The 24510-nt window shown below is 59.2% G+C and carries 27 protein-coding genes; 22 read left to right on the top strand and 5 right to left on the bottom strand.

The genetic code is table 11. The annotated features are described in order from the left end of the window. The first annotated feature begins 124 nt into the window (after window positions 1-124). Window positions 125-1342 carry a bifunctional glutamate N-acetyltransferase/amino-acid acetyltransferase ArgJ gene (argJ, locus tag NTD89_RS22485; protein ID WP_262209779.1) on the top strand — a complete coding sequence of 406 codons (1218 nt, stop codon included), beginning with the start codon at window positions 125-127 and terminating at the stop codon, window positions 1340-1342. 20 nt (window positions 1343-1362) lie between these two features. Continuing rightward, the gene (locus NTD89_RS22480) at window positions 1363-2307 is read left to right on the top strand and encodes a Nudix family hydrolase (RefSeq protein ID WP_262209778.1); all 945 of its coding nucleotides are present in this window, start codon (window positions 1363-1365) and stop codon (window positions 2305-2307) included. Window positions 2308-2433: 126 nt separating this feature from the next. On the opposite strand, the gene NTD89_RS22475 is transcribed toward NTD89_RS22480, so the two are convergent. The 3 genes from NTD89_RS22475 to NTD89_RS22465 are packed head-to-tail and all read right to left on the bottom strand — an operon-like array spanning window position 2434 to window position 6015. Continuing rightward, window positions 2434-3012: a cob(I)yrinic acid a,c-diamide adenosyltransferase gene (locus NTD89_RS22475; RefSeq protein ID WP_262209776.1), complete on the bottom strand. Its 579-nt coding sequence runs from the start codon at window positions 3010-3012 to the stop codon at window positions 2434-2436. 2 nt (window positions 3013-3014) lie between these two features. Beyond that, entirely contained in the window at window positions 3015-5051 is a 2037-nt protein-coding gene (locus NTD89_RS22470; protein WP_145165365.1) for a sensor histidine kinase, read from the bottom strand. A gap of 46 nt (window positions 5052-5097) precedes the next feature. Beyond that, on the bottom strand, window positions 5098-6015 hold the full coding sequence (locus NTD89_RS22465) for a putative 2-dehydropantoate 2-reductase (protein ID WP_262209774.1): 918 nt from the start codon (window positions 6013-6015) through the stop codon (window positions 5098-5100). A gap of 123 nt (window positions 6016-6138) precedes the next feature. Here NTD89_RS22465 and NTD89_RS22460 point away from each other — a divergent pair, with 123 nt between their 5' ends. Both NTD89_RS22460 and NTD89_RS22455 read left to right on the top strand, forming a co-directional pair. After that, on the top strand, window positions 6139-6624 hold the full coding sequence (locus NTD89_RS22460; RefSeq protein ID WP_003193880.1) for a YajQ family cyclic di-GMP-binding protein: 486 nt from the start codon (window positions 6139-6141) through the stop codon (window positions 6622-6624). A 136-nt stretch (window positions 6625-6760) separates the two neighbouring features. Next, window positions 6761-7603, top strand: a complete 843-nt coding sequence (locus NTD89_RS22455; protein ID WP_262209773.1) for a mechanosensitive ion channel family protein — start codon at window positions 6761-6763, stop codon at window positions 7601-7603. Window positions 7604-7791: 188 nt separating this feature from the next. Here the strand turns inward: NTD89_RS22455 and NTD89_RS22450 are convergent, their stop codons facing one another. Next, window positions 7792-9063 carry an OprD family porin gene (locus NTD89_RS22450; RefSeq protein ID WP_145165359.1) on the bottom strand — a complete coding sequence of 424 codons (1272 nt, stop codon included), beginning with the start codon at window positions 9061-9063 and terminating at the stop codon, window positions 7792-7794. 742 nt (window positions 9064-9805) lie between these two features. Between NTD89_RS22450 and NTD89_RS22445 the strand changes: the two genes are divergently transcribed. Then, window positions 9806-10231 carry an HIT domain-containing protein gene (locus tag NTD89_RS22445; protein WP_145165357.1) on the top strand — a complete coding sequence of 142 codons (426 nt, stop codon included), beginning with the start codon at window positions 9806-9808 and terminating at the stop codon, window positions 10229-10231. 3 nt (window positions 10232-10234) lie between these two features. Then, the gene (locus NTD89_RS22440; protein WP_005790924.1) at window positions 10235-10441 is read left to right on the top strand and encodes a SlyX family protein; all 207 of its coding nucleotides are present in this window, start codon (window positions 10235-10237) and stop codon (window positions 10439-10441) included. A 65-nt stretch (window positions 10442-10506) separates the two neighbouring features. Here the strand turns inward: NTD89_RS22440 and NTD89_RS29410 are convergent, their stop codons facing one another. Further along, window positions 10507-11109, bottom strand: coding sequence for a cold-shock protein (locus tag NTD89_RS29410; protein WP_106578384.1), 603 nt, complete (start codon window positions 11107-11109; stop codon window positions 10507-10509). Window positions 11110-11563: 454 nt separating this feature from the next. Here NTD89_RS29410 and NTD89_RS22430 point away from each other — a divergent pair, with 454 nt between their 5' ends. The 16 genes from NTD89_RS22430 (at window position 11564) to queE (ending at window position 24510) form a co-directional block, all read left to right on the top strand. After that, on the top strand, window positions 11564-12037 hold the full coding sequence (locus tag NTD89_RS22430) for a Dps family protein (RefSeq protein WP_003193874.1): 474 nt from the start codon (window positions 11564-11566) through the stop codon (window positions 12035-12037). Window positions 12038-12230: 193 nt separating this feature from the next. After that, a complete protein-coding gene (locus NTD89_RS22425; protein WP_145165355.1) occupies window positions 12231-12572 on the top strand; it encodes a ribbon-helix-helix domain-containing protein in 342 nt (113 codons plus the stop codon). A 169-nt stretch (window positions 12573-12741) separates the two neighbouring features. After that, the gene (locus tag NTD89_RS22420; RefSeq protein WP_017139808.1) at window positions 12742-12963 is read left to right on the top strand and encodes an FmdB family zinc ribbon protein; all 222 of its coding nucleotides are present in this window, start codon (window positions 12742-12744) and stop codon (window positions 12961-12963) included. 107 nt (window positions 12964-13070) lie between these two features. Next, on the top strand, window positions 13071-14846 hold the full coding sequence (gene aspS, locus NTD89_RS22415) for an aspartate--tRNA ligase (RefSeq protein WP_056858570.1): 1776 nt from the start codon (window positions 13071-13073) through the stop codon (window positions 14844-14846). A gap of 150 nt (window positions 14847-14996) precedes the next feature. Further along, the gene (locus tag NTD89_RS22410) at window positions 14997-15743 is read left to right on the top strand and encodes a YebC/PmpR family DNA-binding transcriptional regulator (protein WP_262209769.1); all 747 of its coding nucleotides are present in this window, start codon (window positions 14997-14999) and stop codon (window positions 15741-15743) included. Between the two features lie 157 nt (window positions 15744-15900). Then, window positions 15901-16425, top strand: coding sequence for a crossover junction endodeoxyribonuclease RuvC (gene ruvC, locus NTD89_RS22405; RefSeq protein ID WP_016975450.1), 525 nt, complete (start codon window positions 15901-15903; stop codon window positions 16423-16425). A gap of 67 nt (window positions 16426-16492) precedes the next feature. Further along, window positions 16493-17104 carry a Holliday junction branch migration protein RuvA gene (ruvA, locus tag NTD89_RS22400; protein ID WP_025854761.1) on the top strand — a complete coding sequence of 204 codons (612 nt, stop codon included), beginning with the start codon at window positions 16493-16495 and terminating at the stop codon, window positions 17102-17104. Continuing rightward, window positions 17105-18163 carry a Holliday junction branch migration DNA helicase RuvB gene (gene ruvB / locus NTD89_RS22395; RefSeq protein WP_003193867.1) on the top strand — a complete coding sequence of 353 codons (1059 nt, stop codon included), beginning with the start codon at window positions 17105-17107 and terminating at the stop codon, window positions 18161-18163. 139 nt (window positions 18164-18302) lie between these two features. Further along, on the top strand, window positions 18303-18758 hold the full coding sequence (gene ybgC / locus NTD89_RS22390) for a tol-pal system-associated acyl-CoA thioesterase (RefSeq protein ID WP_071484353.1): 456 nt from the start codon (window positions 18303-18305) through the stop codon (window positions 18756-18758). A gap of 1 nt (window position 18759) precedes the next feature. Beyond that, on the top strand, window positions 18760-19455 hold the full coding sequence (tolQ, locus tag NTD89_RS22385; protein WP_003209819.1) for a protein TolQ: 696 nt from the start codon (window positions 18760-18762) through the stop codon (window positions 19453-19455). A gap of 23 nt (window positions 19456-19478) precedes the next feature. Continuing rightward, a complete protein-coding gene (gene tolR / locus NTD89_RS22380; RefSeq protein WP_161635741.1) occupies window positions 19479-19931 on the top strand; it encodes a protein TolR in 453 nt (150 codons plus the stop codon). Then, the gene (gene tolA / locus NTD89_RS22375) at window positions 19931-21004 is read left to right on the top strand and encodes a cell envelope integrity protein TolA (protein WP_056858573.1); all 1074 of its coding nucleotides are present in this window, start codon (window positions 19931-19933) and stop codon (window positions 21002-21004) included. Before tolR ends, tolA begins: the two co-directional genes overlap by 1 nt. A gap of 17 nt (window positions 21005-21021) precedes the next feature. Beyond that, window positions 21022-22302, top strand: a complete 1281-nt coding sequence (gene tolB, locus NTD89_RS22370) for a Tol-Pal system beta propeller repeat protein TolB (protein WP_152745290.1) — start codon at window positions 21022-21024, stop codon at window positions 22300-22302. A gap of 55 nt (window positions 22303-22357) precedes the next feature. Continuing rightward, a complete protein-coding gene (gene pal / locus NTD89_RS22365; protein WP_003209827.1) occupies window positions 22358-22858 on the top strand; it encodes a peptidoglycan-associated lipoprotein Pal in 501 nt (166 codons plus the stop codon). Between the two features lie 6 nt (window positions 22859-22864). Continuing rightward, on the top strand, window positions 22865-23698 hold the full coding sequence (ybgF, locus tag NTD89_RS22360; protein ID WP_119736970.1) for a tol-pal system protein YbgF: 834 nt from the start codon (window positions 22865-22867) through the stop codon (window positions 23696-23698). Window positions 23699-23862: 164 nt separating this feature from the next. Next, window positions 23863-24510 (top strand): 7-carboxy-7-deazaguanine synthase QueE, encoded by a 648-nt coding sequence (queE, locus tag NTD89_RS22355; RefSeq protein WP_145165353.1) that lies wholly within the window; start codon window positions 23863-23865, stop codon window positions 24508-24510.

Raw genomic sequence — 24510 nt, 5'->3', positions numbered from 1 at the left:
GATTTTTGCCTGACGCTGCAACACCCCGCGCCGCGACCGGCATCAGCCGTCGCGGCGTTTTGCCATTAATTCCCACCGTCGATAGCGACGGCACAGACATCATCTATTTTTAAGGAGCGCATTCATGGCTGTTGGTCTTGGTCCTTTGCCCACATTGCACCCGGTTGCCGGTTTTGAACTCGGTATCGCTTCGGCCGGCATCAAGCGCCCCGGGCGCAAGGATGTGGTGGTGATGCGCTGTGCCGAAGGTTCGACTGTCGCCGGTGTATTCACCCTCAATGCGTTCTGCGCCGCGCCGGTAATCCTGGCCAAACAACGCGTGGCCGGTTCGATTCGCTACCTGCTGACCAACACCGGTAACGCCAACGCCGGCACCGGCGAGCCTGGCCTGGTGGCCGCTGCCCGCACTTGCGCAAAGCTGGCCCAGTTGACTGGCGTGGACGCCAGCCAAGTGCTGCCTTACTCCACCGGTGTAATCGGTGAGCCACTGCCGGTGGAAAAAATCGAAGGCGCCCTGCAAGCCGCGCTGGATGACTTGTCTGTGGATAACTGGGCTGCCGCTGCCACGGGCATCATGACCACCGACACACTGCCAAAAGGCGCGAGCCGTCAGTTCGTGCACGACGGCGTGACCATCACCGTGACCGGCATCAGCAAAGGCGCGGGCATGATCCGCCCGAACATGGCCACCATGCTCGGCTACATCGCCACCGACGCCAAAGTCTCCCGCGACGTGCTGCAACGCTTGATGCTGGACGGCGCCAACAAATCGTTCAACCGCATCACCATCGATGGCGATACCTCGACCAACGACTGCTGCATGTTGATTGCGACCGGCCAGGCCAACCTGCCGGAAATCACCTCTACCGAAGGCCCGCTGTTCGCCGCGTTGAAGCAGGCGGTGTTCGAGGTGTGCATGGACGTGGCCCAGGCCATCGTGCGTGACGGCGAAGGCGCGACCAAGTTTGTGACCGTGGAAGTCAACGGCGGCGCCAACCACCAGGAATGCCTGGACGTTGGCTACACCGTGGCCCACTCGCCGCTGATCAAGACTGCCTTGTTTGCCTCTGACCCGAACTGGGGCCGCATCCTCGCCGCCGTTGGCCGTGCCGGCGTGCCTGACCTGGACGTGAGCAAGATCGACGTGTTCCTTGGCGAGGTGTGCATTGCCAGCCGTGGCGCCCGCGCCGAAACCTATACCGAAGCCCAGGGCTCGGCAGTGATGCAGCAGGAAGAAATCACCATCCGCATCGAACTGGGTCGCGGTGAGTGCAGCGAAACGATCTGGACCACTGACCTGTCCCACGAGTACGTGAAGATCAATGCGGAATACCGCACCTGACAGCCAAGAGGATAAGCGCGGTGAAACGAGTGCATGTAGCAGCAGCGGTGATCCGCGGTGTCGATGGCAGGATCCTGCTGGCGCGCCGCGCCGATACCCAGCATCAAGGCGGCCTCTGGGAATTTCCCGGTGGCAAGGTGGAGGCCGATGAATCGGTTGCTGCCGCCTTGTCCCGCGAATTGCAGGAAGAACTGGGCATCCAGGTCACCACGGCACGCCCGCTGATCAAGGTGCAGCATGACTACCCGGACAAGCAGGTGTTGCTGGATGTCTGGGAAGTCTCGGCCTTTACCGGCGAGCCTCACGGTGCCGAAGGGCAGCCGTTGGAATGGGTGGCTCCGCGAGACTTGATCAACTATGCGTTCCCGGCGGCGAATGCCCCGATCGTGGCGGCGGCGCGGCTGCCGGCTGAGTACCTGATTACCCCGGGCGAGCTGGAAACCCCGACCTTGCTGCGTGGTATTCAGAAGGCGATTGCCGGGGGCATCAAGCTGGTTCAGCTGCGTGCGCCCAATGGTTACGACCCTAAATACCGTGACCTGGCGGTGGACGCCGTTGGCCTGTGTGCCGGCAAGGCGCAATTGATGCTCAAGGGCCCGTTTGAGTGGCTGGGGGATTTCCCGGCGGCCGGCTGGCACATGACGTCGGCGCAGTTGCGTAAATACGCGAGCAAGGGACGCCCACTGCCCAAGGATCGCTGGTTGGCGGCCTCCTGCCACAACGCTGAAGAACTGGCGCTGGCGGAAATGATGGACGTGGATTTTGTCACGCTGTCACCGGTGCAGCCGACCCAAACGCACCCGGATGCTCAGCCATTGGGGTGGGAGCAGGCGGCCGAGTTGATCCGTGGGTTCAGCAAACCCGTGTTTTTGCTCGGCGGCGTAGGGCCGGCTGGGCGGGAGCAGGCGTGGGCCGCTGGGGCTCAGGGTGTTGCCGGGATTCGGGCGTTTTGGCCGCAGGTTTAATGTTGTTCTGACGGGCCTCTTCGCGAGCAAGCCCGCTCCCACAGTCGACCGGGTTCCAATGTTGGAATGCAGTCAACTGTGGGAGCGGGCTTGCTCGCGAAGGGCCAGATCAGTCACCCCAAAACCTCAGTGTGGCTTAGCCGCCGCCTGCCACAACACCTCAGCCACACCCTGGCGCTTGGCAATCACCCGTGCCGCCACAAACAACAAGTCCGACAACCGATTGATGTACGCCAACCCCACGCCTTCCAACGGTTCAATCGCATTCAACTGCTGACACCGCCGCTCCGCACTGCGCGCCAGGCTGCGGCACACGTGGGCTTGGGCGATCAGCGCGGAACCACCGGGCAAGATGAAGTTTTCCAGCGGCCCGACTTCCTCATTCCAGCGATCAATCGCCGCTTCCAGCCGATCAACTTCGGCCGCATTCAATGCCTTGTACACCGGCATCGCCAGCTCACCACCCAAGTCGAACAACCGATGCTGGCAAGGGGTAAGCACCTCAATCACGTCGTTCAGTTGCGGATGCTTGCCGCTCTGCTCTTCAAGGCTGGCCAGCAGTAAACCCAACTGGCTGTTGAGCGTGTCCACCTCGCCGATGGCTTCCACGCGCGGGTGGTCCTTGGGCACGCGACGGCCGTCGCCCAGGCCGGTCTCGCCTGTGTCGCCGGTACGGGTGTAGATCTTCGACAGGCGAAAGCCCATGGTTATTGCTCCAGTTGAGTCAGGTCAAAGGGTGGCATTTGGCTGCCGGCCAGCGGCAGGCGCAGGGTGAAGCAGGTGCCTTGGCCGAGGGTGGAGTGCACTTCCATCTGGCCTTTGTGGTTATTGGTGACGATGAAATACGACACCGACAGCCCCAGCCCGGTGCCTTGGCCGATTTCCTTGGTGGTGAAGAACGGCTCGAACGTGCGTTTGCGCACGTTTTCGCTCATGCCGATGCCATTGTCTTCCACCTGGATCTCCGCCCAGGGCGGGTTGAGGCGGGTACGTAAAATAATGCGCCCGGGCTCGCGGTCGTCTTCACGCAGGTGAATGGCCTGGGCGGCGTTTTTCAACAGGTTGAGCAGTACCTGTTCCAGTTCGTTGGCGGTGCCGGGCACCGGGCCGAGCTGCGGGTCGAACTGGCGAATGATTGCCTGGCCCTTGAAGTCGAAGCCGATCGTCAGGTCGAAGTCATTGCCGGCAATTTCCACCGCCTGGTCGATCAGTGCTGGCAAATCGCAAGGCGCCATTTGGCGATTGCTGCGGCGGCTGAAACTGAGCATATGCGTGACGATCTTCGCCGCGCGTGCGCCGGCTTGCTGGATGCCATCGAGCAATTGCGGGACTTCGCGGCCCTGCAGGTAGCGGTTGACCACCTCCAGTTCGATGCCCGCCTGTTCCGCGTGTTCCAGGTTCTTCGGAAGGTCGGGGGACAGGCGGCGGCGGATGTTCTGCACGTTGTGCAGGATCGCCCCGAGCGGGTTGTTGATTTCGTGGGCCATGCCCGCGGCCAGGCCGCCGACGGAGAGCATTTTCTCCGACTGCACCATCATTTCTTCCAGGGACAAGCGCTGGGTGATGTCGTCGATACGGATCACCACGCCGCGCCCGGCGCCGCCCATCAAGGGGTAAAAGGTCAGGGCGTAATGCTTGGCCTCGTCATCCTTTATCCAGGTGACGCGCTCAATGCGTTCAACGGTGTGTTGCTCAACCGTGGCCTTGATTTGCGGCAGGTAGGGCTTGAGCGGCTGGAACGCGAGGAAGATCGGCTGGTTCAGCGCTTCGTCCAGGCGCGTGCCGGAAAGCGCAGTGGCTTCCTGATTCCACTGGGTGACGTAGAGTTGTTCGTCCAGAGCGATCAGCGCAGAAGGCATCGAGTCGATTATGCTGTTCAGGTAATTCTGGAAGCCCGTGAGTTTTTTCTCGATCTTGCTGCGAACCTGCACTTCGAGTTCCAGCTTGCGGTTGGTGTGGCGCGTCTCTTCGGCCAGGCCCTGGGCTTGGGCGTAGGCGGCCTGGGAGTCGTCCCGCGCTCGCTTGAGCTGATGCTCGCGGGCTTCGATGCGCGACAGCATGGTGTTGAACGCTTCGGCCAGGCTGCCGATTTCATCATGGTTGCCGCGCCCGGCACGCAGGGCGTAGTTTTCTTCGCGGGTCACCTGGCGCGAGAGTTCTTCGAGTTCGTGAATCGGGCGGGTGATCAAGCGTTTGATCTGCCGGGCGATGACCAGCCAGAGCAACACGCTGAAAATCAGGATGCCCAGGCTGGCTGTCAGCGTGCCGGTATAGAACGCCACGGGTAGCTCGCTGCTGGCCACCAACAGTAAATGCCCCGGAGGCTGGCCGGCGCGGGGCAGGGTGATGACCTGGTTGCTGCGAAATTCGGTGACGCGCCAGGCCTCGATATGCCGGTAGTTGTCCGGCAGGTGCAGGCGGTTGCCATGTTGCATTTGGGCCAGGCGGGTGCCTTCGCCGTCATATAACGCGGCGGCGCGTAATGGCGAGTAACTGGTCAACTCGCTGAGCAGGGCGTCGGCCTTGGCCGGGGATTCGAGGGCTTCGGCGGCGAGGGCGGGATTGGACACCAGGCGACCGATGGCCTGCAACGCCTGCGGGGCCATGCTTTCCTGGGAGATCCAGTAAGCGGCGCTGATAAACGTCAGATTGGCCACCAACAACACGGTGGTCAACAACACCAGCAGGGCGGCCAGCAGTTTCTGCCCTACCGGTAGATTTTCAAGACGCTGGCGCAGTGGCATCAGGGTTTTCCCAGGTGATAGACAGGTAGGCAGGGTAGCGCGTGCCTCAGTCGGTGGCCAATCCGCGTGCGCGTAAGTGGTCGATCAGCCGCGCTTGCAGCTGTTGCAGATGCGGCAGCACCAACTGATGGCGGGCCGCCGCCAGGCAAGCGTAGCCCAGCAGGTAGCTGATTTCGGTGCGCCGGGCGTTGGCCACGTCCTGATACATGGAGGAGTAGTTTGCCGCCGTCGCGTGGATGACGCGTTCTACTTCGCTGTGCAGCGCCTCGGCGGCGGCCGGTTGACCGCAGCACTCGAGCAACTCGGTCAATTCGGCGCACAAGGTCGCGACTTCACATTGATGCGCTTGCAGGTCGCCGTTGCGGCATTGGTACAGCACGGTCAGTGGGTTGATGGCGCAATTGAGGGCCAGCTTGCGCCACAGGCGGGTGAGAATATCGGTGCTCCATTCGTGGGGAATGCCGGCGGCGTGCAGGTCGTCCAGCCACAGCGGTGGCGTCGGGTGGCCCGCGTCCCCCAGCCAGGTGTAGCCATGACCGGCGAAGACCACGCGCCAATCGCCGTCGCGGAACGCGCCTTCGGTGCTGGAGGCAAAGATGCAACGGGCTTGCGGCAGCTGCGCGGCCACGGCGTCCTGGCTGCCCAGGCCGTTTTGCAACAGGATCAGTTCGGCGTCCGGTACCAGCCGGTGTTGCAGCTGTGCGATGGCGGTTTCGGCGTCGTAGGCTTTGCACGCCACCAGTAGACGATGAATGGGTTCTTGGCTGTGGGGCGTTTCGCCGATCACTGGGTAGGTGTGTGCTACGCCATGCTCTACCAGCGTCAGGCCTTTTGCCTGCCGGTAGCTGGAAAGGCGCGCCTCATCCCGCAGGATCAGCCGCACGGGCACGCCCGCGCGCGACAGGCGTGTGGCCCACAGTGTGCCCAGGCTGCCGGCGCCGAGAATGTGCCAGGTAGTCGACATGAGTTTGTGCTCCGTAGGGTCGCTCACAGTGAACAGGGCGAAAGAACCGCTATAATGCCTCGGCATTTTAGCTTGGGCGCGCTCCATCTCTACTGAGCCCGCCCCTTATATTGGAGAAATGACATGCCTTCGTTCGACGTGGTATCCGAACTGGACAAACACGAAGTCACCAACGCCGTCGAGAACGCCGTCAAGGAACTGGACCGTCGCTATGACTTGAAAGGCAAGGGCAGCTTCGAGTTCAAGGAAAAGGAACTGACCGTCAACCTGACCGCTGAAGCCGATTTCCAGCTGGAAGCGATGATCGAGATTCTCAAGCTGGCCCTGGTCAAGCGCAAGATCGACGTGCAGTGCCTTGAAGTCAAGGACGCCTACGCCTCCGGCAAGCTGATGAAGCAGGAAGCCGTGCTCAAGGAAGGCATCGACAAAGAGCTGGCAAAGAAGATCGTCGCCCACATCAAGGATGCCAAGCTGAAAGTCCAGGCCGCCATCCAGGGTGAACAGGTTCGCGTGACCGGCAAGAAGCGTGACGATCTGCAAGAGGCAATCGCTGCCCTGCGCGCCAAGACCTTCGACATGCCACTGCAGTTCAATAACTTCCGCGACTGATGGCACTTCGCGGAACCTGTGGGTGTTTTTGACGTCCCACGCCCCAGACTCTGTGCCTACACTTGAGCCCCACGGGGCTCATTTGCGTTTTATGGCAGTCAATCAAGCCGCACATCCGCGCAACAGGAGAAGATAGATGGATTTGAACGCTGAAATGGATCACCTGATCAAGACCTCGCAGTCCTGGATCCCGATGATTATGGAATACGGCAGCCGGGTGTTGCTGGCAGTGATAACCCTGGCCATTGGCTGGTGGCTGATTAACGTATTTACCCACCGCGTGGGGCGCTTGCTGGCCATCCGCAATGCGGACCTGGCGCTGCAGCACTTCATCACCAGCCTTGCCAACATCGCATTGAAAGTCATGCTGATTGTCAGCGTGGCCTCGATGATCGGCGTGGCAACCACCTCGTTCGTCGCCGCCATCGGTGCGGCTACCCTGGCCATCGGCCTGGCGTTGCAAGGCAGCCTGGCCAACTTCGCCGGCGGCGTGCTGATTCTGCTGTTCCGCCCATTCCGCATCGGTGACTGGATCGAGGCCCAGGGCACATCCGGGACCGTCGACAGTATTCAGATCTTCCACACCGTGCTGCGTACCGGCGACAACAAAACCGTGATTGTGCCTAACGGCATCCTGTCCAACGGCATCATCACCAACACCAACCGTCAGCCGACCCGCAAGGTGGTGTTTGACGTGGGTGTCGACTATGAAGCCGACCTGCAGAAGGCTCGCGAAGTGCTGTTGGAGCTGGCAAAAGACCCGCGTGTATTGGCAGATCCTGCGGCAGTTGCTGTGGTGTCGACCTTGGGTGACAGTTCGATCACCGTGTCTTTGCGCTGCTGGACCAAGACGTCAGATTACTGGGACGTGGTGTTCATGCTTAATGAACTGGCGCGTGATCGTTTGAAAGGCGCGGGCATTGATATTCCGTTTCCACAGCGCGTTATTCGAGTAATGCAGGAACCGGCTGCGAAATAACTAAGCGCAACGTATCGAACTTGGCCGAATGGTCAGGTTCGATGCGCGCAGTTAATCTCGTTAGTTAGCTTGCTAGTTATTTTTCAGAGAAATAAAACTGCAATAAAAAAGCCGCTCCCTTGCAAACAGGGGAGCGGCTTTTTATTTAAGGCCGAGGCCTTAAGCCATCGTTGTAATCAAACTGGCAATTACAAGATGTTCAACGGGTATTGCGCGATCAGACGCAGTTCGTCGATAGACGCCGAACCGTAGTACACGCCATCAGACGAACGATAGGTCGCTTGACGCACGCGCAGGCTCAGGTCTTTTGCTGGACCGCTCTGAATCACGTACTTGGCTTCGATGTCACGTTCCCACTCTTTGCCGTTGGAGGTCTCTGCGGTGTTAGCGCCGGTACCTTTAACGTAGCGAGTCATGAAGCTCAGGCCTGGCACGCCGAAGGTGGCCATGTTCAGGTCATAACGAGCCTGGAACGATTTCTCGTCTTCTGCGTTGAAGTCGGAACGGGCGATGGAGTTGGCCAGGAAAATCGTGCCGCCGCCGTCTACGCCGTAGCCGTAGTCACCGTCACCGCTGACTTTTTGGTAGGCCAGGGTGAACGTGTGAGCCTGGATGGTGTACGCGCCTTGCAAGCTGTAGGCACGGTTGTCCAGTTTGGTGGTGCCGTCTTTTTCTGCGCGTTGCAGGCCGGCGCCGTCGCTCTTGGTGCTGTAGATGTTGAAGTCAACGGCTAGGGACTGTTCGTTGCTCAGCGCGTGAGTCCAGTTCAGGTTGGCGTAGGTTTTCTTCCAGTAGTCTTCAGTCTTCGCGTAGTAAAGGCTGGCGCTGACTTCTGGAGTCAGGGCGTACACACCACCGATGAAGTCGGTTTTGGTCAGGCCCAGGCTGTCACGGTAAGTCTGTGCTTGTGCCACGCTGGAGGTGAAGTGACCACCTTCGAGTTTCAGGCCCTTGATCTCGTTGCTGGTGATCGAGATACCTTGCGGCAGCTCTGGCAGCAAGCGGCTGTCATCGGAGGCGAAGACCGGCGCGGTGGTGTACTGGTCGCCGACTTTGAGCACGGTGTCGGAGATGCGGAACTTAACAGCGCCGCCGCCTTTGGAGTAGTCGTCTTGCGAACGACCGTCTGCACCGGTAGGGAACAGGCCAGTGCCCGAACGACCCTTGCCGCTGTCGAGTTTCACGCCCAGCAGGCCGATCACATCAACACCGACGCCGATGGTGCCTTGGGTGTAGCCCGACTGGAACAGGCCGTTGAAGCCCAGGCCGGTTTCGTCTACACGGCTTTTGCCGGTGTCGTTGTTACGGAAGTCGCGGCTGAAGTTCAGCAAACGAGTGTTGATGCTGAAAGTACTGTCTTCAACAAAGCCCTTGGAATCGTCCTGGGCGGACGCCATTGCGAACTGCGAGGTGCCTGCTGAAACAGCCAGGGCGATCATGCTCCACTTCATCACGCGCATCGTGATTTGCTCCTTTGGTTTTAGGAAGAGTACTGCCGTCCCACCTGTATTTTTATCTGGGCGGCTCTTTCTTTTTTGTGTCGGCGCAAAGTTATATCACGCGGACCCTATTGACGATACTTACCCATCTATCCTTTCAGCTTCTTTACGAGGCTGTCGTAAATTGCTATTTCCATGTCGCAAATTCACAGCCCGACTGTAACCAGGCTGACAACTTAAGTGCTGTTTTCAGACCGCTTTCGAAGTTTGAAATCTTCCGTGATACGCACTCAATCGCTTGTGTTTTGATCGCGAAACACCTGCTTCCAAACGGGTGCCGTTGCCGACGATAGTGGGGTGAATGCAACAAGCGTGCACAAAGCGGTAACCAAATGTCATTTTTTCGTGAAAAACGTTACGGGAGTGTAAAAACCGCATAAGCACGGGCTTTTTACGCCGTTTGGTTTGGGCTTGACGCCCAGGCGTTACACCTCTGAAGGGCTGCATAAATCCTGTACCAGGTAAAAACGTTACCGGTTGACCCTCATGAGTGGGTAATCGGCGGATCCCTTTGAGGCACGGGTGGGTCATTTTGGTGCATTCCGTCGAGGCCCGATTCAGCGTAGCTCAAATATTCGCTTGCCTCTAAAGGGGGCACGTTTTTTATCCGCATGCATCGAGGCTTTGCGCATTCGCCGTGAAGCGTTGCGCATTCAAAGGTATGCTGGGCACCTGAAATTGACCTGCCAAACGGAGTGCCCGCGTGTTCGCCTTAGACCAACGCCTGCAACAAGACACACTGGCTATTGGGGACTTCCCGCTCTGCCGCCTGCTGCTGTCCAATGACTCGAATTACCCGTGGTTCATCCTGGTGCCGCGCATTGACGGTATCAGTGAAGTGTTTCAGCTGGATGTCGCCGATCAGCAAACCTTGTGGCAGGAAACAACCGCCCTGGCGGCGTTGTTGAACGAAGGGTGGGCAGCCGACAAGATGAACATTGGTGCGCTGGGTAATGTGGTCAGCCAGTTGCACGTGCACGTGATCGTGCGCAAGCGTGATGATGCCGCCTGGCCTGCACCGGTCTGGGGCAAGCATCCGGCCCGGCCGTACACCGAAGAGCAAGTAACGGCGATACGCGCCCGCCTGCGCGCTTTATTGCCTGCCGGCTTCATCTTTAGCCAGGACTGAATTATGGATCTGCAAGAACGCGTCACCGACCTGGAAAGCCGCCTGGCCTTTCAGGACGACACCATCGAGACCCTCAATGACATTCTGGTCACCCAGCAGCGGGCGGTAGAGCGCCTGCAGTTGCAGATGACGGCGCTGCTCAAGCGTCAGGAAGAAATGGGTGGCCAGTTCGAGTCATCCGAAGAAGAAGCGCCGCCGCCACATTATTAAGGCGCGCATAAAAAAACCGCGACCCAGCAGGGCTGGATCGCGGTTTTTTTACGCCGAGAAAAGTATCAGCGACGCGGCAATGCCGCGATCACGTCTTCGGCTTGCAGGCCTTTGTCACGGTTCATGACGGAGAACTCCACGCGCTGGCCTTCGACCAGAACGCGGTGGCCTTCGCCACGGATGGCCCGGAAGTGGACGAAGATATCGTCGCCCGAATCGCGGGAAATAAAGCCGAAGCCTTTGGAGGTGTTGAACCACTTCACGGTACCGGTATCCCGGTTGGTCATGTCGTAGTTTTGCGTCGCGGCCGCTGGGGACGAACGGTAGAAGCTGATGGCCAGGTGAAGAACGATAGCGACCACAGCAATCACCAGGCTGAGCAGGATAGCCGGGTGGCCGCCGACTTCAGGCATAGGTGCCAGGAGGGTGAGGGTTTGAACGACAACGGTCAGTACCAGCAGCGCGCTGACCAGGTTTTGCAGTTGATGACGTGTGCCTTTGTTCCAGTACGGGATCACCGGTGCCAGCGTCAGGTTAAGAAGGCCGAACAAGGCCAGGTACAGAGCGTCGTGTTGTTCCAGGTAGGGAGGGCTTCCCTGTTGCAAGCTCGGTATAAAGGACAGCAGCAACGCTGCAACGCCCGTTAGCAGGTGGACGATTTTCAACATTTTGATTAACTCACGTTAAGAAGGATCACAAGGAAGAGCTGACGGGCACGGTTCGCTTCTGAACAATGGGAGGCGTTGGGCACGTGCACGGGTATCAGCCTATGTGGTGTGCCGCGCAAATTAACGGCAACCACACGCCGTCTATTTAACAGCAAAGGCTGTGCCTACTCAAATCAAGCATTTCGGGGTGTTGCAGGCGCGATGGCATTTCTGCTTCAAACACTTGTCCTAGACAGGTGCGGACTTTTTCGGCGGCATTTTGGGCGTTTTCCTACTTGAGGCTGAGGCCTGCGCGCCGCCGATTGAACTGGGGCTGCTGGGTGAGCAAGCCTGTCATGCAGAGGGGCGATTTGCCGCACGCCAGTTGCGTGTGTCGGGCTGCACACGGCCTGCACTCTTGCTAGAGTGGTCCTGCACCTGATCAATGAATGCTCGTCAATTGAAGGGGAAAAACATGGCAATCGATATTGGTATCAGTGAAGAAGATCGTAAATCCATCGTCGATGGGCTTTCACGGCTGCTGTCCGATACCTATGTACTGTATTTGAAGACCCACAACTTCCATTGGAACGTCACCGGCCCCATGTTTCGTACGCTGCACTTGATGTTTGAAGAGCAGTACAACGAACTCGCGCTGGCGGTGGACTCCATTGCCGAGCGTATCCGTGCCCTGGGCTTTCCGGCGCCGGGTGCCTATTCGATCTACGCCCGTCTGTCTTCGATCAAGGAAGAAGAGGGTGTGCCCAGCGCAGAAGAGATGATCAAGCAATTGGTGGCGGGCCAGGAAGCTGTGACCCGCACCGCGCGCGGTATCTTCCCGTTGCTCGATAAGGTCAGCGATGAGCCGACCGCCGATCTGCTGACCCAGCGTATGCAAGTCCACGAAAAAACGGCGTGGATGCTGCGATCCCTGCTCGAAAACCAGTAACGCTCCAGCCCCAAAAGCAAACCGAGTGGTGCCGTCCTGGCGCCGCTCGCTTGTTTCTCTGCGCTTCCTGGCGTTGTCCTACGACTATCGACTCCGCGTCTTCTGGCTGCCTCGCACGTCCTGCTGTTTTATAGGGCCACTGTCCGATGGGAGAAACCCATGGGCTGCTGTTTGGCAATGGAGTGTCAGGTGTATGTCACGCGGAGTGGGTAGTGGAGTGATGGAAACCTGTGGTTTTCATAAGATAAAAGTCGATCCTTTTGCTAAAGGGTTCGATATGGGACTGGCCAAGCCATTGTCCCGGTCGGTCAGACTCAACGGGTTTTCCACGTGCCTGCGGCTCGAGCAGATCTATTGGAATATCCTCACGGAGATAGCCAGGCTCAATGCCTGCTCAGTCAGCGCATTGCTGTCTTATGTCGATCGGGAAGTGCATTTGCGTTACGGAGGAGTGAAGAACTTCAGTGGCTTGGTCAGGGTGGTGTGCGTGGTTCACGTATTAAAAGGCAGTACGGCGTCGCACCACCCTGACTAGCCAGGCGGCACCGGGCCGGCCCGCTGCCCGGGCGGGCAAGGCCTGGGGCAGAAAGCCGGCTGCGCTGCTTCGATTTACCAGATATAATCCCGCGCTTTGCTGCGCGTGCCGGGTCTTTACCCACAGGGCGGGTGCAGCGCAGTAATGATCTGATCGCCGAGACATCTCCATGCCCATGTACGATTATCAATGTGCTTCCTGTGGTCATCAGTTGGAAGCCATTCAGAAAATCAGCGCAGCGCCGCTGGTCGATTGCCCTGCCTGCCAGGCACCTGAGCTGAAGAAGATGTTGTCCATGCCGGGCTTTCGCCTGAGCGGCGGTGGCTGGTACGAGACCGACTTCAAGACCGGCGCCAAGAAGAATCTGGCGGGCGGCGACAAAGCAGACTGAGTTGAACTCTACGCGCAGGCTCCTGCATTATCCGTCCCCTGCTTAACTGTACGGTGACGAGGCGAGCCTCCACCGAAATTCGAATTACGAGAAGTGAAACCACTATCATGATGCGCAGCCACTATTGCGGCCAACTGAACGAGACCCTGGATGGTCAGGAAATCACCCTGTGCGGATGGGTTCACCGTCGCCGTGACCACGGCGGGGTGATCTTCCTCGATATCCGTGATCGTGATGGTCTGGCCCAGGTGGTGTTCGATCCGGACCGCGCTGAAAGCTTCGCCGCCGCCGACCGTGTGCGCAGCGAATACGTTGTGAAAATCACCGGCAAGGTTCGCCTGCGTCCGGCCGGTGCCGTGAACGCGAACATGGCGTCCGGCGCGATTGAAGTGCTGGGTTACGAGCTGGAAGTGCTGAACGAGTCGGAAACCCCGCCGTTCCCGCTCAACGAATACTCCGACGTCGGCGAAGAAACTCGCCTGCGCTACCGCTTCCTGGACCTGCGTCGTCCGGAAATGGCCGAGAAGCTGCGCCTGCGTTCGCGCATGACCACCAGCATCCGCCGCTTCCTCGACGAAAACGGCTTCCTCGACGTCGAAACGCCGATCCTCACCCGGGCCACCCCGGAAGGCGCGCGTGACTACCTGGTGCCGAGCCGTACCCACGCCGGTTCCTTCTTCGCCTTGCCGCAATCGCCGCAACTGTTCAAGCAACTGCTGATGGTGGCCGGGTTCGACCGTTACTACCAGATCGCCAAGTGCTTCCGCGACGAAGACCTGCGCGCCGACCGCCAGCCGGAATTCACCCAGATCGACATCGAGACCAGCTTCCTCGATGAAAAAGAGATCATGGGCCTGACCGAACAAATGATCCGCAACCTGTTCAAGGAAGTGCTGGACCTGGAATTCGGCGAGTTCCCGCACATGACCTTCGAAGAAGCCATGCGCCGCTACGGTTCCGACAAGCCAGACCTGCGTATCCCGCTGGAACTGGTGGACGTGGCCGACCAGCTCAAGGAAGTCGACTTCAAGGTGTTCAGCGGCCCGGCCAACGACCCTAAATGCCGCATCGCCGCCCTGCGCGTGCCTGGCGGCGCGAGCATGCCGCGCAAGCAGATCGACGACTACACCAAGTTCGTCGGCATCTACGGTGCCAAGGGCCTGGCGTACATCAAGGTCAACGAGCGCGCCAATGGCGTTGACGGCCTGCAATCGCCGATCGTGAAGAACATTCCGCTGGACAACCTGAACGCGATCCTCGATCGCGTCGGTGCGGTTGACGGCGACATCGTGTTCTTCGGCGCCGACAAAGCCAAGATCGTCAGCGAAGCCCTGGGCGCGCTGCGGATCAAGCTGGGCCACGACCTGGACCTGCTGACCTGCAAGTGGGCACCGATGTGGGTCGTCGACTTCCCGATGTTCGAAGAGAACGACGACGGCAGTTTCAGCGCCTTGCACCACCCGTTCACTGCACCGAAGTGCTCGCCTGAAGAGTTGGAAGCCAACCCGGCAGGCGCGTTGTCGCGTGCCTACGACATGGTTTTGAACGGCACCGAACTGGGTGGCGGTTCGATCCGTATCCACCGCAAAGAGATGCAGCAAGCGGTGTTCCGCCTGTTGGGCATCAACGAAGCGGAACAGGAAGAGAAATTCGGCTTCCTGCTCGATGCCCTGAAGTACGGCGCTCCGCCGCACGGCGGCCTGGCATTCGGTCTGGACCGTCTGGTAATGCTGATGACCGGCGCCCAGTCGATCCGTGAAGTGATCGCCTTCCCGAAAACCCAGAGTGCTGCGGACGTAATGACCCAGGCTCCGGGCGTGGTGGATGCCAAGGCGCTGCGCGAGTTGCACATCCGTCTGCGCGAGACGCCAAAGGCTGAGTAAGGCTGCTGCGTGAAAGCGCACTGAGGTTTACGCAGTCTAAAAAGGCGCATCTTCGGATGCGCCTTTGCGTTACAAGGGTTGTGCTTTCAAGAGGAAAATCCTGCCTGGGGCGGGATTGATAAGGTTTCTAGAGAATTTCGGAGTTGTGTTATGGCTGGCCATTCCAAGTGGGCGAACATCAAGCACCGCAAAGAGCGTCAGGATGCCAAGAAAGGCAAGATTTTCACCAAGTGGATTCGCGAGCTGACCGTTGCTGCCCGCCAAGGCGGTGGTGACCCGGGCTCCAACCCGCGTCTGCGCCTGGCGCTGGACAAGGCTTTGGGCGCGAACATGAGCCGCGACATCATCGACCGCGCCGTGGCCCGTGGTGCCGGCGCCGCCGACACCGACGACATGGTCGAGCTGAGCTACGAAGGCTACGGCCCGGGCGGCGTGGCGGTGATGGTCGAGTGCATGACCGACAACCGCAACCGTACTGCGGCAGCCGTGCGCCATGCGTTCAGCAAATGCGGCGGCAACCTGGGCACCGACGGTTCGGTGGCCTACCTGTTCGAGCGCAAAGGGCAGATCACCTTTGCGCCGGGTACGGATGAAGACGCGCTGATGGAAGCTGCGATGGAGGCTGACGCCGACGACGTGGTGACCAACGAAGACGGCTCCATCGACGTGTTCACTTCCTTCGCCGGCTTCTATGCGGTGCGCAACGCCCTGGAAGCGGCAGGTTTCAAAGGCACCGACGCGGAAATCGTGATGCTGCCGACCACCAGCGCCGAACTGGACCTGGACGGCGCGCAGAAGGTGCTGAAGATGCTGGATATGCTGGAAGACCTGGATGACGTGCAGAACGTGTACTCGAACGCCGACATCCCGGAAGACGTGGCTGCACAGCTGGTCTGAAGGATGATGTAGATCAAACTGTGGGAGCTGGCTTGCCTGCGACAGCGTCACCTCGGTTTAGCAGAAGCACCGAGGTGTTTGCATCGCAGGCAAGCCAGCTCCCACAGTTGATCGATGTTGGCCGCAAATATTGTGTTTTACCCAACCCGCAGGCGTTATGACTTTAATCCTAGGTATCGACCCCGGTTCGCGCATCACCGGTTTTGGCGTGGTGCAACAGACCCCGCGCGGCTGCGTCTACGTCGCCTCGGGCTGCATTCGCACCGGTGCGGGCGAGTTGGCCGAGCGCCTGCAGATTGTCTATCGCGGCGTGCGTGAAGTGATCCAGACCTACGGGCCGGTGACCATGGGCATCGAAAAAGTCTTCATGGCCAAAAATGCCGACTCCGCGCTCAAGCTTGGCCAGGCCCGTGGCGCGGCGATTGTCGCCGGTGCGGAGGAGGGCATGGAAATCGCCGAGTACACCGCCACCCAGGTCAAACAGGCCGTGGTCGGCACTGGTGCGGCGAATAAGGAACAGGTGCAGATGATGGTCATGCACATGCTCAAGCTCACCTCAAAGCCACAAATCGACGCCTCCGACGCCCTGGCCATTGCCATTTGCCATGCGCACACGCGCTCAAGCTTGCTGCCGCACGGCCTGGGCACGGCACGCAGTCGTGGCGGCCGGCTGCGTCTCTGATAGCATCAGCGCAATCGTTATTTCCGGTCAGGCCTCAATCTGACCCCAAGCTTTAAGGATCTGAACCGTGATTGGACGCTTGCGCGGCACCCTGGCTGAGAAACAGCCGCCGCACCTGATTCTGGATGTCAATGGGTTGGGGTATGAGCTGGAAGTGCCCATGACTACCCTGTATCGCCTACCGTCGGTCGGCGAGCCGCTGACCCTGCACACCCATTTGGTGGTACGGGAAGACGCGCAATTGCTCTACGGTTTCATTGGCAAGCGCGACCGCGACTTTTTCCGCGAGCTGATCCGCTTGAATGGCGTGGGGCCAAAGCTTGCGCTGGCGTTGATGTCGAGCTTGGAAGTTGATGAGCTGGTGCGCGCGGTGTCGGCCCAGGACACCTCGGCGTTGACCAAGGTGCCGGGTGTCGGCAAGAAAACCGCTGAGCGTCTGCTGGTGGAACTCAAGGACCGCTTCAAGGCCTGGGAAGTGGTACCGAGCATGTTTGCCCTGGTGCCGAACCAGCCGGACATGCCGGCAGGCCAGGTCGCCAGCGCCGAGAGCGACGCGGTCAGCGCGTTGATCTCCCTGGGCTACAAGCCGCAGGAAGCGAGCAAAGCCGTATCGGCCATCAAGGACAAGAACCTGAGCAGCGAAGACATGATCCGCCGAGCCCTGAAGGGAATGATTTAAGTGATTGAAGCTGATCGTCTGATCGCGGCCACTGGCCCGCGCGACCGTGAAGAAGTCCAGGATCGGGCCATCCGCCCGCTGAGCCTGGCCGAATACATCGGCCAGCCCACCGTGCGCGAGCAGATGGAGTTGTTTATCCAGGCCGCGCGCGGGCGCAGCGAGTCCCTGGACCACACCTTGATCTTCGGCCCGCCGGGGCTGGGTAAAACCACGCTGGCGAACATCATCGCCCAGGAAATGGGCGTGTCGATCAAGTCCACCTCCGGCCCGGTGCTGGAGCGTCCGGGTGATCTGGCGGCTTTGCTGACCAACCTTGAGCCGCACGATGTGCTGTTTATCGACGAGATTCACCGGTTGTCGCCCATCGTCGAAGAAGTGCTGTACCCGGCCATGGAAGATTTTCAGCTCGACATCATGATCGGCGAGGGCCCGGCGGCCCGCTCGATCAAACTCGACCTGCCGCCGTTCACCCTGGTGGGCGCGACCACCCGCGCGGGCATGCTGACCAACCCGCTGCGAGACCGTTTCGGCATTGTTCAACGTCTAGAGTTCTATAGCACCGCAGACCTGGCGACGATTGTCAGTCGTTCGGCGAGCATCCTGGGGTTGCCGCTCGACCCGGAAGGCGCGTTTGAAATCGCCCGTCGAGCGCGAGGCACGCCGCGGATCGCCAACCGTTTGCTGCGACGTGTGCGCGATTTTGCTGAAGTGCGCGCCAAGGGGCACATCACCAAGGCCGTGGCCGATTTGGCGTTGAACCTGCTGGATGTGGACGAACATGGCTTCGATCACCAGGATCGACGTCTACTCTTGACCATGATCGAGAAGTTCGACGGCGGCCCGGTGGGTGTGGACAGCCTGGCGGCGGCGATCAGCGAGGAGCGTCATACCATTGAGGATGTGCTGGAACCGTACCTGATCCAGCAGGGTTACATCATGCGCACGCCAAGGGGGCGGGTGGTGACGCGTCATGCTTATCTGCACTTCGGGTTAAACATTCCGTCACGATTGGGCGAGATGCCTGTAGTAGACGAATTCCTGGATGCAGTGGACGATTAAAAAGCTCACGTCAGTCGATTTATCTGAGGTTTGTGCTGTCCTAGTGGCTGGTAGCGTCATTCAGTTGCTGCAAATGTTTCAGAGAATGAAAAAACAGTTGCCCAGCCGGATTGGCAACCTGAGGAGTAAGCACTAGAGTATGCGCGCGCAAAACGGGGATCAGTCGTTCGCACATCGCTGTCGCGTTTATTACGAGGACACCGATGCCGGCGGCATCGTTTATTACGTCAACTACCTCAAGTTCATGGAGCGGGCTCGAACCGAGCGGCTACGGGAGCTGGGCTTTGCCCAATCCCAGCTGGCAGGGGAGGACCTGTTATTCGTCGTGCATTCCAGCGAGGCGCGTTACCACGCACCGGCGCGATTGGACGACGAGTTGCTGGTCAGCGCTGAAGTAATCGAATTGAACCGTGTCAGCCTGCGCTTTAAACAGCAGGTCAGGCGGGCAACGGATGCAACGCTGCTCTGCGAGGGGCAGTTCCTGGTGGCCTGTGTGCGCACCAATAGTTTGAAACCCCGGGCCATTCCCGAAGCTCTACGTGCGGCCTTTGCCGGCGTAAGCGGCGCGGGTAAACAATCAAAGCAGGAGATTTAGCGTGGAACCTACCGTCGTCGACCATTCCTCCATGTGGAGCCTGGTCAGCAATGCCAGTGTCGTGGTTCAACTGGTGATGCTGGTCCTGGTAGCCGCATCGGTTACCTCTTGGGTCATGATTTTTCAGCGCAGCAATTTGCTGCGTGCCGGTCGACGTGCCCTGGAGAGCTTCGAAGAGCGCTTCTGGTCGGGTATCGACTTGTCCAAGCTGTACCGTCAGGCCGGCAGCAACCCGGACCCGGATTCGGGCGTCGAGCAGATCTTCCGCGCCGGCTTCAAGGAATTCTCCCGCCTGCGCCAGCAACCGGGCGTTGACCCGGAAGCGGTCATGGAAGGCGTGGCCCGTGCCATGCGCGTCGCGATTTCCCGCGAAGAAGAGAAGCTTGAGCAAAGTTTGCCGTTTCTCGCCACCGTCGGTTCCGTGAGCCCGTATATCGGCCTGTTCGGTACGGTGTGGGGCATCATGAACTCCTTCCGTGGCCTGGCTCAGGCCCAGCAAGCGACCCTGGCCACCGTGGCCCCGGGTATCGCCGAAGCCCTGATCGCCACCGCGATTGGCTTGTTCGCTGCTATCCCCGCAGTAATTGCCTACAACCGTTTTGCCGCGCGCGGCGAGACCTTGATCAGCCGTTACTACACCTTCGCCGATGAATTCCAGGCGATCCTGCACCGTAAAGTGCACACCAGCGAAGAATAAGCAGGTAATTCCCAATGGCTTTAATCGCTCGAGCTCGCAAAAAGCGCAAGCCGGTCGCCGAGATGAACGTAGTGCCTTACATCGACGTGATGTTGGTGCTGCTGGTCATCTTCATGGTGACCGCGCCGATGCTCAATCAGGGCGTGAAGGTTGATCTGCCCAAGGTTTCCAGCGAAGCCTTGCCGCAAGACAACAACACTCAGGTCCTGACCATTTCGATCAAGGCTGACAAGACCTATTACTGGAACCTTGGCAGCGAAGTCGATACCCAGAAACAGCAGGACAAGGCCATGACCTTGCCGCAGATGACCGATGCCGTGACCAAGATCATCCGGGCCGGCAACGAAGGCGGCAAGCACACCCAGGTGTTCATTCGCGGCGATAAAGTGGTCGACTATGGTTCCGTCATGGGCGCCATGGGTGGGCTGCAGAAGGCCGGCGTGGGTAACGTTGGCTTGATTACCGAGGCGCCCTGATGCAGCAACAGCGAGAGCCGTCCGCCTCGGAAAGCTACTTCTGGCCTAGCGTCTGGGCAATTGCCCTGCACGTCCTGGTGTTTGGCATGCTGTTCGTCAGCTTTGCCATGACCCCGGACCTGCCGCCAGCCAAGCCGATCGTGCAGGCGACCCTGTATCAGCTGAAATCGAAAAGTCAGGCCACCACCCAGACCAATCAGAAGATTGCGGGTGAGGCCCAGAAGTCGGCTGCGCGCCAGACTGAAGTCGAACAGATGGAACAGAAGAAGGTCGAGCAGGAAGCGGTGAAGGCTGCTGCGGAACAAAAGAAAGAAGAGGCGGCTCAAAAGGCCGAGGAATCGAAAAAGGCTGACGAAGCCAAGAAAGCTGACGAGGCGAAAAAGGCTGATGAAGCCAAGAAAGCCGACAAAGCTGCCGAAGCTAAAAAAGCCGAAGAGAAACAATTGGCTGATATAGCTAAGAAGAAGTCTGAAGAAGAAGCCAAAAAAGCTGCTGAAGAAGAGGCCAAGAAAAAGGCCGCTGAAGAAGCCAAGAAAAAGATAGTCGAAGACGCGAAGAAGAAAGCCGCCGAAGACGCCAAGAAAAAAGCTGAAGCAGACGAGGCGAAGAAGAAAGTCGCCGACGACGCGAAGAAGAAAGCTGCCGCCGACGCCAGCAAGAAAAAGGCCCAGGAAGCAGCACGTAAATCCGCCGAAGAGAAAAAGGCCCAGGCCTTGGCAGATTTGCTTTCCGACACGCCGCAGCGTCAGCAAGCCTTGGCCGATGAACGTGGTGATGAAGTCGCGGGCAGTTTCGACGACCTGATTCGGGCACGAGCAGCGGAAGGCTGGACACGTCCACCTTCGGCACGCAAAGGCATGACAGTAGTGCTGCAGATCGGCATGTTGCCGGACGGTACGGTGACTTCGGTCAGCGTGGCCAAGTCCAGTGGTGACGGTTCGTTCGACAGTTCGGCGGTTGCCGCGGTCAAGAACATTGGCCGGTTGACCGAGATGCAGGGAATGAAACCAAGCGACTTCGCTCCCTATCGTTCATTCAAGATGACATTCACACCTGAGGATCTAGCCTTGTGAGAAACCTTCTTCGAGGAATGCTTGTCGTTATTTGCTGTATGGCAGGGATAGCGGCGGCGGATGAAAAGAACATTCTGGTTACCAGCGGTAGCGATCGGGCCACCCCGATTGCCGTAGTACCGTTCGGCTGGCAGGGCGGCAGCGTGCTGCCGGACGACATGGCCCAGATCGTCAGTGACGACCTGCGCAACTCCGGTTACTACGCGCCGATTCCGAAAGGCAACATGATCAGCCAGCCTAACCAGGCCAGCGAAGTTGTGTTCCGTGACTGGAAGGCAGTGGGCGCCCAGTACCTGATGGTCGGCAACATCACGCCGGCCGGCGGTCGCCTGCAGATCCAGTACACGTTGTTCAACGTGGCCACCGAGCAGCAGGTCTTGACCGGCAGCGTTTCGGGCACCGCCGAACAACTGCGGGACATGGCGCACTACATCTCCGACCAGTCGTTTGAAAAGCTCACCGGTATCAAAGGTGCTTTCTCGACGCGTCTGCTGTATGTAACGGCTGAGCGTTTCTCTGTAGACAACACTCGTTACACCTTGCAGCGTTCGGACTACGACGGTGCACGCGCTGTGACCTTGCTGCAATCGCGTGAGCCAATCCTGTCGCCGCGCTTTGCGCCGGACGGCAAGCGTATTGCCTACGTATCGTTCGAGCAGCGTCGTCCACGCATCTTCGTTCAGCACATCGATACCGGTCGTCGCGAGCAGATCACCAACTTCGAAGGCCTCAACGGTGCGCCAGCCTGGTCGCCGGATGGTTCGCGCCTGGCGTTCGTACTGTCCAAAGACGGGAACCCTGATATCTACGTGATGAACATGGCTTCGCGCCAGATCAGCCGTGTTACCAGCGGCCCGGGCATCAACACCGAACCGTTCTGGGGTAAGGATGGTTCGACCATCTACTTCACCTCCGACCGTGGCGGCAAGCCTCAAATCTACAAAACAAGCGTAGGTGGCGGTGGCGCAGAACGCGTGACCTTTATTGGTAACTACAATGCCAACCCTAAGCTTTCGGCTGATGAAAAGACGTTGGTGATGATTCACCGTCAGGATGGTTTCACTAATTTCCGGGTTGCGGCCCAGGATTTGCAGCGCGGAACCGTAAAAATCCTCACAGATACCAACCTTGATGAGTCAGCTACTGTTGCGCCCAACGGCACCATGGTAATCTACGCCACCCGCCAGCAGGGCCGGGGAGTCTTGATGCTCGTGTCCATTAATGGACGCGTAAGGCTCCCGCTTCCTACCGCTCAAGGCGAAGTCAGAGAACCGTCCTGGTCCCCTTACCTGAACTGACGCGGCGCTACAAAAAGAAGTACTTAACACACTGGGGTTCATTAGGAGTTTCACGATGGAAATGCTGAAGTTTGGTAAGTTTGCTGCTCTGGCTCTGGCTCTGTCCGTAGCCGTTGGTTGCTCGTCTAAAGGCGGCGACAATGCCGGTGAAGGCGCAGCTGTTGATCCAAACGCTGGTTACGGCGCTAACACTGGTGCAGTTGACGGCTCCCTGAGCGAAGAAGCTGCTCTGCGCGCTATCACCACTTTCTACTTCGAATACGACAGTTCGGACCTGAAGCCAGAAGCCATGCGCGCTCTGGACGTTCACGCGAAGGACCTGAAAGCTAACGGCGCTCGCGTTGTTCTGGAAGGTAACACTGACGAACGTGGTACTCGTGAGTACAACATGGCACTGGGCGAGCGTCGTGCGAAAGCCGTTCAGCGCTACCTGGTACTGCAAGGTGTTGCTCCAGGCCAACTGGAACTGGTTTCCTACGGTAAAGAGCGTCCAGTTGCTACTGGCCACGACGAGCAGTCCTGGGCTCAAAACCGTCGCGTCGAACTGCGTAAGTAATTCGTCATGCGAACGTGCCGTCGTGCTCTAACTGTATTGGCTCTCAGCCTCGCACCGCTTGCGGTGTGGGCTGCGGTTCCTGTGGAAGATAGCAACTCTGGCTATAACAATAGCGGGAGCAGTTATCCGCCAGCGGGTTATGGCACGAACGGCGCCTATGCTGGGGGAGCGGCTACGTCCGCTCCCTCGGCACAGGGCGAGCTGTTCAACCAGCTGCAACGCATGCAGGATCAATTGTCGCAGCAACAAGGCACGATTGAGGTTCTGCAGAATCAAGTGAACCAGCTTAAGCAAGAAGGCCTGGAGCGTTACCAGGATCTTGACCGACGCATTGGAGCCGGCGTTACACCTGCCGCCACTCCTGATAATTCTTCTGCCGGTGGCGCACCAAGCGCCGCCGGTGGTGCAGCAGCAGGGGCCGCGGCGGCAAGCCAAGCCCCTGCCGCCAGCAGCGAACCGGGTGATCCGGCGAAGGAAAAGCTGTATTACGATGCAGCCTTCGACTTGATCAAAGCCAAGGATTTCGATAAGGCCAGCCAGGCCTTTACCGCATTCCTGCGCAAATACCCGAACAGCCAATACGCGGGCAATGCCCAGTACTGGTTGGGCGAGGTCAACTTGGCCAAGGGTGATTTGCAAGGTGCAGGCCAGGCTTTTGCCAAGGTCAGCCAGCTTTACCCAAAGCACGCCAAGGTGCCTGATTCGCTGTACAAACTCGCTGACGTAGAACGCCGCCTGGGTCACACCGACAAGGTAAAAGGCATTCTGCAGCAGGTGGTTGCCCAGTATCCGGGTACCTCCGCTGCCCAGTTGGCCCAGCGGGACCTGCAGCGTTTGTAAGCGATGCTTCCCGTTTAGAAGAAACCCGCGCCTGGCGCGGGTTTTTTCGTTAGAATCCACGCCCTTTTATGAAACACGCTTCCTGGGGTTTACGCGTTTGCGCAATTCCTTGAAGTGCCTGACGGAGGCGGACAGCCTGTTTAGCTGTTACGCCCGTGGCGACTATGCAAGACACATTACGTATTACCGAAGTTTTTTACTCCTTACAGGGTGAAACGCGCACTGCTGGCCTGCCTACTGTATTTGTACGGCTGACCGGCTGCCCCTTGCGTTGCCAATACTGTGACAGCGCCTACGCCTTCAGCGGCGGCACCGTGCGCACCCTGGACGACATCATCGAACAGGTTGCCGGCTTCAAGCCGCGCTACGTCTGTGTGACGGGCGGCGAACCCCTGGCCCAGCCCAATGCCATCCCGCTGCTCAAGCGGCTGTGTGACGCCGGTTACGAGGTTTCACTCGAAACCAGCGGCGCCCTGGACATCTCGGCCGTGGATCCACGCGTCAGCCGTGTGGTCGACCTCAAGACCCCTGGCTCCAAAGAGGCGCACCGCAACCTGTACGCCAACATGGACCTGCTGACCGCCAACGATCAGGTCAAGTTCGTGATCTGTTCCCGCGACGATTATGACTGGGCGGCTTCCAAGCTGATCCAGTACGGCCTGGACCGTCGTGCAGGCGAGGTGCTGTTCTCTCCAAGTCATCACGACCTGAACGCTCGCGACCTGGCTGACTGGGTGGTGGCGGACAACCTGCCGGTGCGCCTGCAGTTGCAGCTGCACAAATACCTGTGGAATGACGAGCCGGGGCGCTGA

It is taken from the genome of Pseudomonas sp. 14P_5.3_Bac1 (assembly GCF_025466135.1).
Taxonomy (GTDB): domain Bacteria; phylum Pseudomonadota; class Gammaproteobacteria; order Pseudomonadales; family Pseudomonadaceae; genus Aquipseudomonas.
Note: the sequence above shows the minus strand (reverse complement) of the source record. Positions and strands in the feature narration are given on the sequence as shown.